The organism is Paenibacillus sp. FSL R7-0210, from assembly GCF_038009085.1.
Taxonomy (GTDB): Bacteria; Bacillota; Bacilli; order Paenibacillales; family Paenibacillaceae; genus Paenibacillus_AQ; species Paenibacillus_AQ silagei.
The window spans coordinates 5,432,119-5,447,445 of record NZ_JBBPAR010000001.1 but is presented as its reverse complement, the minus strand read 5'-3'; the positions used below and the strand labels follow the sequence as shown (position 1 = coordinate 5,447,445).

Below are 15,327 nucleotides of genomic sequence, written 5' to 3'. Positions count from 1 at the left end.
TCGGTGAGGCTATGGCGAATTTTGGAGGGGAAAGCGAGGAATAAGCAATGAAGAACAAGCTCCGCCGAAATCTGCAGTCTTTGCAAGACGCATACGCATCATTATGCGGATTGACAATTATTATTACCGATCAAGCGGACAAACGAATAACAGAACCCTCCGGCTTAACCGAGATGGCATCTCTGTTGTTCGGTTCTCCTTGTGCAACCGCTGAACATGCAATTGCGAACCTGCTGGAAAAGGTCAGGAATGTATCGAAAACTATTGTCTATGAAACCCGCTCCGGGCTGAAAATGCTGATTACCTCCATCGGGATCAGTAAGCAAAGGCCCTATTATATTCTGACAGGCGTCTGGGTGGACGGTTGTACGAAAGAGCTGATTACCGGCAGGATTCATGAAACCGTTCCCCCCGGAGAATGCGAGGACTGGATTCAGGCTCTGGATAAGGTACCGGTATTGGATCAGGAGGGCGTCGCCAGGATTATCGGCCAATTGGATATACTGGCTGATACCGTGCAGGCTCTGCTTGAACGGGAGCAGGGCGGAGAATATTCTGCGTATGACCTGCAGCTTATGAATCTGATCTATCTGCTGGACCCGGCAAGCCCGGAGTGGCTGCAAGGAATACTGGGCATAGTGGTACGTATTCTGGGAGTAGAATTTGCGGGCTATGCCAGTAATGCTGCAGACGGGGACCAATTCACAGTGGTGGAGACAACCGGTATGCCGAAGGATAACTCCCTGCAGGGGGCTTCTTTTTTTTACGGTGAGGGATTTCTGGGACAGGTGGGGCTCTCCAAGCAAATGGGGTACTGGAGGAATGCTGACCGCGATCTGCGGATTTCTTTTTTTGCTGCGCATGGGGTAAGGCCAAAGGTGTTAATCTGCTATCCCATCAAATACAAGGACAAGCTGTATGGATTATTGTATGCCGGAGACCCGGTCCGCCCGGAGCTGACGGAGGAGCAGGCGGATATGGGTATGCTGGTGGCCCATCAGCTCGCTGCTTCCATGTATCATATGGAGAGCGAAGCGCTGTATGAACGTCAAAGGAAGAGGCATGATACCTATAAAGAAATTGTCCAAGGGATTCTGGTTACTCAGGATAAGGAGGATTACCTGCAGCTGTTCATCGAGTTTTTCCAGCAGCAGCTAGGCAGTCCGTTCATGTGCTTGTTATTACATACGCCTGACGAGGCCGGACTGAGGATCTATTCTTCCTCTTCTGCTCCAAATGAACTGTACACCGTCTACGCAGAAGATGCTGAACAGATCTATTTCGCTGACGGGATACCGGGGTTCAACCTGCTGAACAAGCCGATCCGGCGGGAATGGAAGAGCTGGCAACTGGTAGAGCATCCTATGGTATTTGAACAAAGGCTGCTGGGGTTATTCACGGTCCAGTTCAGTGATGAGGGGCAGCGGCGGGAATATGAAACGATTTTTCATATGACCAATGTGCTGCTAGTGACCAAGCTGCTTGCCCAGCAGCCTCAGAACACGCCCTCCGGAACTGACTTCATGCGGCTGCTCCAGGATAATCTGCTGATACAGCAGCCGGTAGTACATAGCAGAGCTGCGGATATCCGAAGGCTTGCACAGGACTTGCTGGAGCCGTTAAGTCACTCTGCGGAAGAGATGGAATGGATTGGCCAGGCCGCGCTCCTTGCTCCATATCCTATAGGGCTGCTGATCAAATACCTGGGTGATATTCCTGCTGTATGTGTTTTGCGCCATATGCACTATTACCTGACGGATTACAATGGGCAAGAGGATGTAGGAGAAAGTTCCCATCTGTACTTGGCGAAGGTCTTGCTTATGCTCACGAAGTATACGGAGCAGGGCGGCAGGCAATGGAAGGAAACACTTCCTATACCCGTGCCCGAGCCACTTATGCGTTCCTTTGAGCAACTGATAGCTCCTCCGCCGGTTGCAGTGCAGCAAGAGGGAGGCGTACGTTTTACTACCCGGGAAAACGATATCCTGGATGGTCTGCTGACAGGCCTCAATAACAAGCAAATTGCGGAGAAACTGTTTATCAGTACGCATACTGTCAAGAATCACATAACCAAAATCTACGAGAAGCTTGGTGTGCATAGCAGATCACAGGCGATCTCGCAAATATATCAAGCGACCGGCAAAAAAGATTCTTTATAAAAGCAATGATTACGCAGCATGTAAGCGTACATTGCTTTTTTTGTGCAAATATAAGAATTTATGGGTTTCACGCTATACATTATCCTTCTATTCCTCGCTGAAACGGTACCGTCCTTTAAAAGGACGGCAAAGCCGTTTCCACTTGATAAAGGAAAGAAGGCCTGTAGAAAACAGGAAGATTATGTCGAAACTTAGGAACCAATGGCGATAGGCGCAGAGGCCTTACGTTATACATAATAGGGGAAGCTTTGTAGGCTCGACAAAATACATATTGAGGAGTGCTTCATTTGAAACTAAACATCCGCACCAAATTGTTGGGAGGCTTTCTGGTTATTGTAGCGTTGCTTATATTTATCAGCGGGCTATCGATTATGAAAATGGCGGGCATGAACAGCAACTCTGTACAGATGCAGAGCTACAACTTCCCCGCGCTCGTCAACATTGCTGAGATCCGGACCGAGCTGTACAAGCTGCGCGGTGATCTGCTCAAGCTTATCCTCGAAACCGATGATTCGGTGAAGGAGGAGATTCAGGCAGTTATTAAAGCGGATCAGGACAAAATTGCTGACCGGATGAAGGTCTATGGAGAGCTCACACTGAATGCGGATCAACGGGCTGCATTAGAGATCATTAAGCAGAGCGTGGATAACTATAACCAATCCGTACCCAAAGTCAATGAACTGCTGGATAAAGATCAGAATACGCAGGCCTACGGCGTCTTAATCGACGCACTGCCTGATTTGCAGAAGGCTCAGGATACCGCCGATCTGGCCGCCAGTAATGTAATCGAAGGTGCAGATGAACGGATCGACTCTACGGTTGCCAGCTATACCTCGGGAAGATTGATGATCCTGATCATCTCCATCCTTGCGGCACTTGCAGCCATTACGCTGGGCATCGTGATCTCACAGGGAATTGTGGGTCCGGTATCCAAGCTGCTCGCTGCGATGGTCCGCATGGCAGGCGGTGACCTCAGGGAGGAGATTGCGATCAAGAACCGGGATGAGTTCGGCCGGCTGGCTGCAGCAGCCAACGAGATGATTACCAGCCTGCGCAAGCTGATTGGCGGGACGGTCGAAGCGGCGCAAAGTGTCGCGGCCTCCTCTGAGGAAATATCGGCAACCACCGAAGAAATAGCCAGCGGCAGCCAATCCCAAGCCCAGGCGGCGCAAAATATCAATCAGCTGGTTCAGGATCTGACCCGGGGCATCGATGAGGTTGCGAAGAATGCCGAGCAGGCATCGGAGCTGTCGCTGCTGACGCGTCAGGGTGCTGAGGAGGGAAGCACTGCGGTAAGAGAATCCGGCCTTGGTATGAGTAATCTGTCGGAGAAGATGGAGCTGCTTGAGCAGGATTCCCAGAAGATCGGCGAAATTATCGAGGTGATTGATGAGATTGCCGAGCAGACCAATCTGCTGGCGCTCAATGCAGCGATTGAGGCAGCGCGTGCCGGTGAGCAGGGACGGGGCTTCGCCGTTGTCGCCGATGAGGTCCGCAAGCTGGCTGAACGGAGCAGTGAAGCGACCAAACAGATTGCCCTGATCATCCGGGTGATGCAGAAGAATACGGTTCTGAGTGTGCAGGCTGTCAGTGACGTATCGGCCCTGTCCGAGCGTACAGAGCGGCTGATCGATGGTATCGTTACCCGCGTCAATGATACTACCCAGCAGATTACAGGCATCGCTGCGGCTTGTGAGGAACAGGCGGCGCAGACGAACGAGGTGCTGCTCTCGATTGAATCCATTGCGGCCGGAAGCCAGGAATCCGCCGCAGCAGCCGAGGAGACGGCCTCCTCCTCGCAAATGCTCGCCTCCTTGGCGGATGAACTGAATAGCTCGGTGTCGGTGTTCAGATTGTAGAGGGGGAGTAAGCCATGCTGGCTGCACGAACGGAGCAGTACATCATCTTCCGGCTGGTACAGGAGAAGCTGGCCATCGATATCCGGGAGATTAACGAGATTATCAAGATGGAGCCTATCACAGCCGTGCCTAACAGCAAGTCTTTTATTAAGGGCGTAATTAATTTACGCGGCAAAATTATACCGGTGGTAAGTCTGTGCAGGCGGTTTGGCCTGGCAGAATCTCCACCGGATACCCGGTCAAGGATCGTAGTGGTACATTACCGGCAGGAGGCCATAGGGATTATGGTGGATTCCGTAGAAAAGGTGGCTTCCTTTCATGAGGTAGAGCCGCCTCTGGAATCCCATGAAGTGCAGGGCGTGCAGTACATGGACGGGATCGGCATGTGTGCCGGGGAGCTGATCAGCATTCTGAACATCGGGCGTCTGTTAAGTGAAGGGTGAAGGCCAACGCATGAAGGCGGGGAGGAGAACTGAGATGAACGAGTTTCATAATATGGTGTATTTGGGCGTTTTTCTGGATGAAATGGACGAGCAGCTGCGGTATTTGGATGAGGCCCTGCTCATGCTGGAGAGCAAAGGGTATCAGAATGACCTTATTCAGAGGATCTTCCGGGTCGCACATACGCTCAAGGGCTCATCAGCAGTCATGGGCTTCAAGCAGCTTAACCGGCTGACGCATCAGATGGAAAGTGTGTTAGAGCTGCTCAGGGGCAGACAGCTGGACGTAACCTCCGAGTTATTGAACATTCTCTTTGATTGCGTAGATTTCATTAAGGAGCTTCGTCAATCCATTCTGAGCGGTGCGCTGGAGGAAGGGGATACCTCAGATCTGTTACGCCGGTTAAAAGAGTTGCGGAAGACAGCAGCCGAGTCTCCCGCTCCTGCTGCAGAGGGGCTTCCGCAGGGAGAAGCGGGGCCTGTGCCGGATATGATCTTCGATGATATCCGCAAAGAGCAGATCCAGGCAGCTATAGATCAAGGCTCTGCGGCAATGGCGGTTCATATTCAACTTGCTGCTGAGGAGCCGATGAAATATGTCCGCGCGAAGCTCGTAGAAGCCAAGCTGCGGGAAACGGGCGAGGTTATTGCCACCTTCCCCGAGCTGGAAGCCCTCGAGAGGGATGCGCAGTTCTCCGGTGCTATTGCATATATTCTGCTTACACAGCAGTCCCGGCAGGATATGATGGCCAGTCTGCAGGAAGTCTCACAGATTGAAATTATACATACAGATCCTATTACGAAAGCAAATCTCGACACCTTCACCGAAGGAAAAGAGGCTCGGAAAAATAACGGCTATGCGGCCCAGACTGTCCGTGTGGATGTGGAGCGGCTGGAGGGACTGCTGAATCTGGTAGGAGAGCTGATTATAGATAATACCAGGCTGCACAGTGTCCGTTCCAGATTAAGCGAGCAGTTCAAGAACAACAGTGATGTTCATCTGCTTAATGATATCGCAGGACATTTGAATATGGTCATCAGCGATCTTCAGGAGGGGATGATGAAGACCCGGATGCTGCCGATGGAGCATCTGTTCGGCCGCTTCCCCAGGATGATCCGGGATTTGGCGCAGAAGTCGAACAAGGAGATCGAGTTCATCATTGAGGGCAATGAGACCGAGCTGGACCGCAGCCTCATTGAGGAGATCAGCGATCCTCTGATCCATATTCTGCGCAACGCCGTGGACCATGGGCTGGAGCTGCCGGAAGAACGTGCAGCTCTCTGCAAGCCGCGGAAAGGGACCATTACTCTGCGGGCAAGTCATCAAGGGAACATGATTGTCATTACGGTATCCGATGACGGCAGGGGCATTGATACCGGCAAGGTCAAAGAAGCCGCTGTGCGTAAAGGCTTCGTCACCACTGATGAAGTGAAGCGTATGACGGACAAAGAGCTGGTGATGCTCATTTTCCGCTCTGGCATCTCAACAGCCCGTACGGTCACAGATTTATCCGGCCGCGGAGTGGGCATGGATATTGTCAAAGCACATATAGAGAAATTAAATGGCATTATAGATATTGAGACGGTTCCTGATCAGGGGAGTATATTCACGATCAAGGTCCCGCTGACGCTTGCCATCATCCGTTCCCTGCTGGTTAAGCTGGGGAGCAGTACCTTTGCCATTCCGCTGATTAATGTCATTGAAATATTCAGAATGAAGGCGGAGGATATTGTTACCATTCAGGGGCGGGAGGTCTGCCAGTTCCGCGATCAGGTGCTTCCGCTTGTCCGTCTGCACCATATGCTGCAAGTGGAGGAAGGCGAGCATACGGTGAACGGCCGGCTGTTCGTTGTCATCGTCGGCTTCGCGGATAAGCGGGTCTGTCTGGTAGTAGATCAGACGATCGGCAACCAGGAGATTGTCATCAAGTCACTGGGAAGTTACATAGGCAACGTTTCTTATATCGCAGGCTCAACCATACTTGGCGACGGCCGAGTGGCCCATATCCTGGATATAGGCTCGATTGCAAGGGAAACAGGCTCGGCCCACGATGCACTGCTCCAAGAGAACACAGTTACGGCAGGGGATCAGGATAGTCAGAGCGAGAAATATATCACCTTCAAGCTGGAGAAGCTGGATTTCGGGATTCCGATCCGCCAAATGAAGGAGATTGTACCTGTTCCTGAGATTCATTCGCTGGTGTCTGCCCCGGCTCATGTCCTGGGAATGATCAATCTGCGCGGATTGCTGTTCCCGGTCTATGACATACGGCACAAGCTCGAAATGGACAGCGGTGAACAGACGGCCGGCTCCCGGATTCTGATCTGCGAGGTATCCGGACAGGAGGTAGGGATATGGGTGGATCAGGTGTCAGCGGTGCAACTGCTCGCAAGGGAGCACATGGATGAGGCGCCGGATCACATTCTCCAGAATCCAGAGGTGCTGGATGCCGTCTATAAAGACAACCATCAGTTTATTCACTTGCTGAATTTGGAGAACCTGCTGGACCTGCACGCCTGCTGCATTACCGGTCCCGGATCACATGACCGATCCCCGGAGTGATCTCGCTGAAGCCGGCCATGTGGCGGGACTGATAGGCAATGGGCCGGGCGCTGGCGGTCATGAGGATATTGCGCAGATCGGCGGTCCCTTCTGCCGGGAGGGCAAAGGTTCTGGTATATGGATACACTTCACGGAGTGTGGTATGAATAGCACTGATGAAGCGGTCATTGCCGCTGCGGCCCATCAGATTCATGATGATCTGGCCGTGTCCGTTCAGCTTGGCACGGGTTAGGCGGAAGAACTCCAGCGTGGTGAAATGAGGCGGCGTTCCGGCAGCGGTGAAGGCATCAAGCAGGATATAGTCATGGCCGCGTTCCGGCGCGGCTTCCAGCAGGCTGCGGCCGTCACCGATCAGGATGTTATCCTGCGTGTAGCCAAAGCGGGTTCTGCTGTATTCCACCACCTTCGCATTCACCTCAGCCACCGTAAAATGCTTCTCTGCGAAATAACCAGCAATCGTACCAATCCCGTGTCCGATCAGGAAGACACGCTCGAAATGCGGATTGCCCGCCTCCATCAGATGAATCATCGCCCGGGGATACTCGAAGATCACCCGGCGCGGATGGTCCAGATCCAGTGCGCCCTGAACAGCTTCCCCCGAGAATTGCAGTACCCGGAACCGTCCGGTCTCACCATATAGCTCGGTTGTATCGTAGACCTCGATGTCCTGAGAGTCGTGGTTAGGATGGGATGGTGCGTGCAAGCGGATCAGACTCCTTCTGCAGATGGGATTCGTTCGTTATAACCTTCATAGTAACATAAAGCAGCCGCAGGAAGGGCTTCCTGCGGCTGCTTGTATTTCTCAAAAGGGGCTTAAGCCCACTTAATGAACCAGACTCTCCAGTTCGGGCTGGAGCTTGTGCCGCAGGGCGTACAGCATGGCGGCACCGACCAGGAAGGCAGCGGCATCGGCAATGACCAGCGACCACACCACTCCATGGAAGCCGTTTGTCCGGTTGGCGAAGAAGAGCACAGGAATCAGTGTGACCCCTTGAATAATCGACATTACGAATGCGGCCGTTCCCTGCGCAGTAGCCTGAAAGATCCCCATGAATAAGGTGGTCAGCCCTGATATGAATAAGGACAAGAAGGTGACATGCAGAATGTAGCTGCCCATTTGAATCATTTGCGGATCTCTGGTGAACAGACCGATCAGATGGTCGGAGATCAGATAGACGACGATGCCGAATACAGCAGCCATGGCGGCCATCGCTTTGACTGTGAATCCGATGGTATGCTTCATGCGCAGCTTATCCGCTGTGAATGAGAAGGCAATGAGCGGCACGACTCCCTCGCACAGGCCCATCAGAATAAACTCGGGGAATTGCAGCAATCTTGAGGATATCCCGTAAGCGGCTACAGCCGCATCCCCATATTCGATCAGGAACAGATTGAAGATCAGCGACATGGCTCCCAGAAAAACACTCATGATGAAGACCGGAACGCCGATTTTGAACACATTGCTGAGAATATCCTTGGTGGCCTTGAACCATTTGAAGGAGACTGTGAGGAATTGGCTTTTGTAGCCCATATGGAAGGCATAGTAGGCACTCGCAACCATGTTGGCCACAACCGTTGCCGACGCTACGCCAATTACACCCCAGTGGAGCACGAAGATAACCAGTGCATCGAGCAGGATATTAACCACCACGCTGAGCATCATACCGATCATGGAGACGATGGCTGCACCCTCGGAGCGGACCATATTCTCCAGCGTAAAGAACAATACGACAAACGGTGCGCCAATCAGCATGACAGTGACATAATCCTTCGTGAATCCATAGGAATCCGGCGTTGCCCCCAGACTGTGCAGGATGGGGCCGATCAGCGGCAGACCCACGGCCATCACGAGGAGGCCAAGCACGAGACTGCTGTAAAAGGCGAAGGAAGACACTTGCTTCACTTCGTCATATTTGTGCTCACCCAGCAGCCGCGAGATGTAGGTGCCGCTGCCGATGCCCACCAGATTGCCCAGCGCCATGATGATGGCGAACAGCGGCAGGGTCAGGGCGAGTGCGGTCAGCATGGCCGTATTGTGGAGAGTGCCCAGGAAATAGGCATTCAGAATCGAATAGATGACGTTCATGGATGTGCCTAACATCATGGGCACGGCGAAATGGGCGACGGCCTTGGTGATGGGGGCTTTTTCAAAATAATAAAGGTTTTCGGTATCCATTAGGGATCACTTCTTTCACTGATTTTTTGTTAATCTAACGGCGTTAGATTGAACCTTACAGTGTTAGATGATATCATGAACCTAAGAGGCTGTAAAGCATAAACTTACACTGTTAGATAAAAGGGCGGATAGCGATGAAAAAAGCACAACCTCAAATCTCGGAAGACCGGATTCTGGAAGCTTCGTGGGAGCTTCTCAGGGAGGGGGGGATCGAAAAATTCAGTATGCGGCGTCTGGCTGACAGGCTGGGGATTCAGGCTCCCTCGCTGTATTGGTATTTCAAGAGCAAGCAGAACCTCTACCAGCGGCTGGCCAACCACATCTCCAGAGTCATCCTGGAGGAGCACCGCCCGGAGGGCGACTGGAAGGAGCAGCTGACAGCATTTGCGGTAACGGTACGGAGTGTGCTCAGCCGGTATTCCTGCTCTACGCAGCTTATGATGATGACACTGCCCCACGAGCCGGACATTATCCGGTTCAACAACCGGATGCTGCACTGTGTGGAATCCACGCCGCTTGAGGAGGCGCAAAAGGTGCAGGTGGTCACTACACTTGTGAACTTCGTGTTCTTCTTCGTGCTGGATGATTACGAGCATGAGCGTAATGTCTCCATGATGGCTAAGGAACAGCAGGAGCCTCCGGGCGAGGAACTGCTCCGCCTGATGGACTCCATGAGCGAGAAGGAGGTTGGGTTATTCCGGAGGATGTTCAAGAACGGACTGTTCGAGCTGCTGGGGACCGATGGGGCTTTTGAATTCGGCCTGAGGCTGATTCTGCTTGGGACGGAGCAGGTGATTAAGGAGCATGAGCATGGAATACGGAAGAACACTTAACGACAAAATCAAACAATGATATAGATAACAAATAACATATTGCCAGCCCGGGTTGGAGGCTCCAAGGAGTCACCCTCATTCTACCGGTGAGATTCGTTTGAATTCATTCGGTGTTACACCGACAACCTTCTTGAACAGCTTGTTGAAATAAGCGGGATCGGGATAGCCGACTTCAACGCCGATTTCATGGATTTTGAGGTCCGGGGCATTCTTCAGCAGCTGCTTGGCCTTGCGGATACGGATTTCGATCATGTAATCGGTCAGCGTGAGGCCGGTTACCTGCTTGAACAGCTTGCTTAGATAGCTGGGTGTAAGATAGACCATCCCCGCCAGGGTATTCAGATCTGCGTGCTGGTTGTAGTGGGCCGAGATCCAGCGTTTGACCGTCTCAATAGCGGTGCCGGACAGCTCGAGACGCTGGGCGCGGATACTGATCAGGGCGGCTGAGAAGGAGGCTGCGAACAGCGTCTCCATATCTGCAAACCGCATACAGTCCGCAATCTGCTCTTCCAGACTCAGCGCAGCGCCCTTGCGGTAGACCGCCTCGAATTCCGGCAGCTCCTTGCGGGCCAGCGCTTCAATCTCCCGGCAAATGCCGGGAATCTGCGCGGGCGATACACGCTCTTCCGCAAGCCCCGAGAACAGCTGGTGCAGTCCTGCCTGGATGCCCTCGATATTCAGGATTTGCAAATCATGGACCAGCAGATCGCGGTAAGCGGCAACCGGCTCAGCCCTAGTCTTCTCCGGCAGCATCAGCTCGTCCACCGTAGCGTAATACAGCAGCCGGGATTGATACATTCCCTGATCACAGGCCATCCTGGCCTCCAGATAGGCATCCCCGAGCCGGGCAGCGTCCGCATAGGGGCGGCTGATCCCCACATGAAGGATATGCCCTGAGGCGGCAGTGTGCAGATGCTCCCGGATCTCCTGCAGCTGATCCGGTGTCAGCGGCTGCGCAGCGTACCAGACCCAGGCCTGGAGTCCCCGGCGCAGCTCCAGCACATCGAAGCACTCCGGCTTGTGCTGCCGCAGCTGCTCTGCACAGGCCCGGACGGCTTCGGGCGAGTCTCCCTTAAGCAGCAGCACCGAGAAATAAGGTGCGGGCAAATGAAGGCTGGCGAGCAGCAGCCCCGGGGGCTCCGCCATATGCAGGATAGAGAGCAGCATTCCGGTGCGCTGCCGTTCCTCCTGCTCACGCAGCAGCGTGCGCTCCTTGTCCAGCTGGTACAAAATCTCGAACAGCTGCTCTTTATTGATCGGCTTCAGCAGATAATCGACCGCTGAGCTGCGGATTGCTTCGCGGGCATAATCAAATTCCACGAATCCGCTCATTAAGAGGGAACGGACCTGGGGGCGGCTGACTCTAAGCTGCCGAATCAGCTCCAGGCCCCCGGTCTGCGGCATGCGGATATCGGTAATTACAACATCGAACTGGAGGGAAGGCAGCTCATCCAGGAGATGCCTGCCGTCGGCATATGTACGGATAATATGAAATTCAGGGCTCTCCCTGCTGATCATCCGGGCCAGCCCCTCGCGGATCAGGACCTCATCATCTACGATTATTATACGCAGCAAGCCGCTCTCCCCTTTTCCCGAAATTGTGTGCTACAAGATCCCGTTTCCGGTTACTCTTCCTTGTGCAGGCCGGGAAAAATCTCAATCCGCAGAATGACCCGCGTGCCCCGGCCGGCCTCGCTCTCCACGCGCAGTCCGAACGGGCTGCCATAATCCATGCGGAGCCGCTCGTTCACATTGCTGAGGCCAATGCCGAACCGCTCCCCGTCCGCTCCGCAGGCCAAGCTGTCGTTCAGCGTATGCAGTGTATGCTTATTCATGCCTACCCCATCATCCTCTACGCAAAATACAGCCTGATTCCCCTCGGCCCGGCCGGTGATTCGGATCGTGCCCGGACCTTCCTTGGGCTCCAGGCCGTGAAAGACGGCATTCTCCACAATCGGCTGGAAGACCAGCTTAATCACAGGCAAGGGCAGCAGGTTGTCCGGCACCTCAATCTCCAGGCTGAACTTGTCGGGGAAGCGGATCTGCAGCATATCCAGATAATTGCGTGTATGATCCAGCTCTTGCCGGATGGTTACTAGTTCTTCGCTGCGGACAACCCCGTACCGCATTTGTATGCCCAGCAGGTAAGTCAGCTTCGCCACGCGCGGATCATCGCTGCCCTCGGCCAGCATGCGGATGGATTCCAGGGTGTTGTAGATGAAATGCGGGTTGATCTGGTTCTGCAGGGCACGCATATCGGCTTTTTGCTTGCGCTTCTCCGTCAGTGTCACCTCCTCAAGCAGGCCTTTGACCCGGATGATCATGCGGTTAAAATGACTGCCCAGCATGCCGATCTCATCATTGAACCGGGGATTTACCCAGACATCCAGATTGCCGTGCTGCACCTGCTTCATCAGGCGGACCAGAGATTTCAGCGGCTTCGTCAGCGCGTGGGAGATGAAGGTGGCGACAATCAGGGCGAAGGCAATGATGACCAGCGTCGTAAGCATCTGAGCATTCCGGGTCTTCGCTACGGGAGAAAGAATCCTCTCCAGCGGAATGGACACCAGCGTGGTCCAGCCTGTTCTGCGCGATACGGTGTATACCGCAAGGTATTCCTTGCCCTCCAGCGAGAGCTGAAAATGCCCTTCGGGACCCTTCACCTTCTGCAGGAACTGGTCGGTGTAGTCCTCCAGCAGCCGGCTGCTGCCATCTGCCTGCGGGCTGGCATACATGACTCCGCCCCGGTCATCGACAATCATCGTGCTTCCCAGGGTAACGGCATTGACGGGATCGACGATGCCTTTGAACAGGCTGATGCTAATATCGAAGACAATGATGCCGATCTTCTGCAGGGAGCTGACCGAGCTGACATTCCGCAGAACGCTGAATACCTCGCGGCTGTCACCGGCATTCACACGGATCGTATGCCTGCCCTGAATCACGGGGGTTACCCCCTCCCGGGTCAGGCTCTGCCACTGCGCGAGCCGTTCAGCCGGGAACAGCTCGCTTATCCCCGAAGCCTTGTCATAGTAGACCGATCCGTATTTGTCCACCAGGTAGACGGCAACGATCTCTTCCTTCGTATGGCTCAAATAACTCAGGAACATCGACATACCGGTATTCTTGTCCCAGTCGGTATCCTGCTGCTCCAGATAGAACTGGACATCCGTGTTATATAGCGGAAGTGCGGTATAGCGCTTAAGGTCAGCCACATACCGGTCAATAGTGTCCGAGGCGCTGCCGGCCACCTGCCCGGCGCTTGAGGTAGCATTAACCAGTACGGAATGGAAGGTGGAGCGGGACGACAGGTAGCTGACATAGGTGATCGGCAAGGAGATCAGAAATATAAATACTACAATCAGCTTGCGCTCCATGGGCAGGTTGGCCAGAAACAGCCAAAGTGTCCGCGGAAATCTCCGGATATAGGATAACACGGTTGTTGTTCCTTTCCGTACAGCCCTACTTTACCGCGCCGCTCGTTACACCTTCAAAGATATAACGCTGCAGGAAGAAGTAGAGAATGACTGTGGGCAGCAGAATCAGCAGAATCGCCGCACAGATCAGATTCCACTCGCCGGAATTCACCCCCTGAAAACGCATGAGGATCGTCGTAACGACACCCAGACTTTGCTTGGGCATATAGAGGTATGGGATGTACATGTCATTATAAATGCTGATTGTTTTCAGGATAACCAGCGTAGCTGTAGCCGGTGTGAGCAGCGGGAAGATGATCGAACGGTAGATTTTGAACAGGGAAGCGCCTTCGACCATGGCATTCTCGTCGAGATCAAACGGAATATTGCGGATGAACTGCAGATAGAGAATAATTTGAATCACATCGGCCCCGATATAGAGCACAATGGGAGCGCCGAGTGTGTTGTAGAGACCCATGTTTTTGATGATGCCGAAGGTGGCGACCTGGGTAGTGATGCTCGGTATGATGGTGGCGATCAGATAAGCGCCGAACACGACTGGCTTCAGCTTGAAGGAGAACCGGCCGAGTACATATGCCACCATTGTGCCAAACAGAATGTTCAGGGTCAATGTAATTATAATGATAATGAGCACATTGCCGAAGCCGCTGAGCAGGCCGCCGCGCTGGAACACAGCAATGAAGTTGTCAAAGTTAAGGAAGCTGTGCGGCAGAGCCATGGAGCTGCTGCTGTTGAACTCGTCCGTGGATTTGAAGGCGTTGACGATGACGACATAGGGCGGGAACAATACCACGAATACCCCGATCAGCAGTGTGAAGTATTTGAACAGGTCTTTAGGACGGAATCTGAAGGGTTCCATGGCTATTTATCTCCTCCCCGGCTGAGAACAAGTTGTTGGACTAGCAGCACAATGACTACGAAGAAGAGCAGGATGATGCTCATTGCCGAAGCCAGGCCGTAGTTATTGAAGGCAAATGCCGTATCGACCACACGCTGTACATAGGTCTGGCTGGCGCCTGCAGGGCCGCCTTTGGTCAGCACGAACGGCAGATCGAACACTTCAAGCGCACCAGTAACGGTCAGGAACAGATTGAGCTGAATGACGGCTTTCATATTCGGCAGGGTAATTCTCCAGAGCGTCTGCAGAGAGTCGGCTCCGTCAATCTTGGCCGCTTCGTAGATATCGCGCGGGATGGCTTGCAGCGAGGCGATGTAGATGACCATATTGTAGCCCATGAACCGCCAGAAGCCGGTGGAGGCGAGGGAATAGTTCACCAGTCCTTCGGTGCCGAGCCAGCTGGTCTGTCCCAGGCCGCTCAGGCCGATGCTGTTCAGGAATAAGTTCAGCGAGCCGTTAGTCGTGTCGAACACATATCCGAACATGAAGGCGACGGCCACACCGTTCATAATGTAAGGCAGGAAGAGCAGGATGCGAAAAGCATTTCGGCCCCGCAGCCTGCTGTTCAGTACCACCGCGAAATAGATCGCTGCGAGATTCTGCAGAATACCCATGACGAAATAAGCGAAGTTATGGGTGAATACTTTGAAAATATCGGGTGTACTGAATACCTCACGGTAATTGGCGAGGCCGACCCAAGGCTTCTCGGGGCTGTAGCCGTCCCAGTTCGTGAAGCTGTAATAGATCAGCTTGAGCGCCGGATAATATGTGAAAGTGCCAAGGAGGATCAGCGGAATCAGCAGGAAGGAGACAATGATAATCGTCTTCTGCTTGTTGTAGGATAGGGTTCCGAACAATAGGTTGACCTTCTTTCATGTGAGCTCGGCGGGATTGACGACAAAATGGATTATCCGGGAAGGCGATAATCCATTTGTACGTCAGAGGGTACGTCCGGCTGCCTG

At 53.4% G+C, this 15,327-nt stretch carries 11 protein-coding genes; 5 read left to right on the top strand and 6 right to left on the bottom strand.

Annotation, left to right across the window (positions count from 1 at the left end; all coding sequences use genetic code 11):
• Positions 1-47 precede the first annotated feature (47 nt).
• From MKY64_RS22990 to MKY64_RS22975, 4 genes are all read left to right on the top strand, one after another.
• A complete protein-coding gene (locus MKY64_RS22990; RefSeq protein ID WP_340955971.1) occupies positions 48-2,159 on the top strand; it encodes a LuxR C-terminal-related transcriptional regulator in 2,112 nt (703 codons plus the stop codon).
• 287 nt (positions 2,160-2,446) lie between these two features.
• Complete coding sequence (locus MKY64_RS22985) at positions 2,447-4,018, top strand: methyl-accepting chemotaxis protein (RefSeq protein ID WP_340955969.1); 1,572 nt, start codon at positions 2,447-2,449, stop codon at positions 4,016-4,018.
• A 14-nt stretch (positions 4,019-4,032) separates the two neighbouring features.
• Positions 4,033-4,461, top strand: coding sequence for a chemotaxis protein CheW (locus tag MKY64_RS22980; protein ID WP_340955967.1), 429 nt, complete (start codon positions 4,033-4,035; stop codon positions 4,459-4,461).
• 34 nt (positions 4,462-4,495) lie between these two features.
• On the top strand, positions 4,496-7,021 hold the full coding sequence (locus tag MKY64_RS22975) for a chemotaxis protein CheW (RefSeq protein WP_340955965.1): 2,526 nt from the start codon (positions 4,496-4,498) through the stop codon (positions 7,019-7,021).
• Here the strand turns inward: MKY64_RS22975 and MKY64_RS22970 are convergent.
• Together MKY64_RS22970 and MKY64_RS22965 are read right to left on the bottom strand one after the other, a co-directional pair.
• A complete protein-coding gene (locus MKY64_RS22970; RefSeq protein WP_340955964.1) occupies positions 6,984-7,724 on the bottom strand; it encodes a spermidine synthase in 741 nt (246 codons plus the stop codon). The genes MKY64_RS22975 and MKY64_RS22970 overlap by 38 nt on opposite strands.
• 120 nt (positions 7,725-7,844) lie before the next feature.
• Complete coding sequence (locus tag MKY64_RS22965) at positions 7,845-9,197, bottom strand: MATE family efflux transporter (RefSeq protein WP_036731234.1); 1,353 nt, start codon at positions 9,195-9,197, stop codon at positions 7,845-7,847.
• 134 nt (positions 9,198-9,331) lie between these two features.
• On the opposite strand from MKY64_RS22965, the gene MKY64_RS22960 reads away from it, so the two are divergent.
• Complete coding sequence (locus MKY64_RS22960) at positions 9,332-10,030, top strand: TetR/AcrR family transcriptional regulator (protein WP_340955961.1); 699 nt, start codon at positions 9,332-9,334, stop codon at positions 10,028-10,030.
• Between the two features lie 75 nt (positions 10,031-10,105).
• Here the strand turns inward: MKY64_RS22960 and MKY64_RS22955 are convergent, their stop codons facing one another.
• Genes MKY64_RS22955 through MKY64_RS22940 form a run of 4 tightly spaced genes read right to left on the bottom strand, consistent with a single transcriptional unit; the run spans position 10,106 to position 15,222 of the window.
• A complete protein-coding gene (locus MKY64_RS22955; protein WP_340955959.1) occupies positions 10,106-11,605 on the bottom strand; it encodes a response regulator in 1,500 nt (499 codons plus the stop codon).
• Between the two features lie 50 nt (positions 11,606-11,655).
• Entirely contained in the window at positions 11,656-13,467 is a 1,812-nt protein-coding gene (locus tag MKY64_RS22950; RefSeq protein ID WP_340955957.1) for a sensor histidine kinase, read from the bottom strand.
• A 25-nt stretch (positions 13,468-13,492) separates the two neighbouring features.
• Positions 13,493-14,326: a carbohydrate ABC transporter permease gene (locus tag MKY64_RS22945; protein ID WP_339253713.1), complete on the bottom strand. Its 834-nt coding sequence runs from the start codon at positions 14,324-14,326 to the stop codon at positions 13,493-13,495.
• 2 nt (positions 14,327-14,328) lie between these two features.
• Positions 14,329-15,222, bottom strand: coding sequence for a carbohydrate ABC transporter permease (locus MKY64_RS22940; protein WP_340955951.1), 894 nt, complete (start codon positions 15,220-15,222; stop codon positions 14,329-14,331).
• Between the last annotated feature and the right edge of the window lie 105 nt (positions 15,223-15,327).

Excerpts from the sequence above, each read along its gene's own strand:
- MKY64_RS22990 (WP_340955971.1), top strand. The coding sequence starts at position 48 with ATGAAGAACAAGCTCCGCCGAAATCTGCAGTCTTTGCAAGACGCATAC.
- MKY64_RS22980 (WP_340955967.1), top strand. The coding sequence starts at position 4,033 with ATGCTGGCTGCACGAACGGAGCAGTACATCATCTTCCGGCTGGTACAG.
- MKY64_RS22975 (WP_340955965.1), top strand. The coding sequence starts at position 4,496 with ATGAACGAGTTTCATAATATGGTGTATTTGGGCGTTTTTCTGGATGAA.
- MKY64_RS22965 (WP_036731234.1), bottom strand. The coding sequence starts at position 9,197 with ATGGATACCGAAAACCTTTATTATTTTGAAAAAGCCCCCATCACCAAG.
- MKY64_RS22960 (WP_340955961.1), top strand. The coding sequence starts at position 9,332 with ATGAAAAAAGCACAACCTCAAATCTCGGAAGACCGGATTCTGGAAGCT.
- MKY64_RS22945 (WP_339253713.1), bottom strand. The coding sequence starts at position 14,326 with ATGGAACCCTTCAGATTCCGTCCTAAAGACCTGTTCAAATACTTCACA.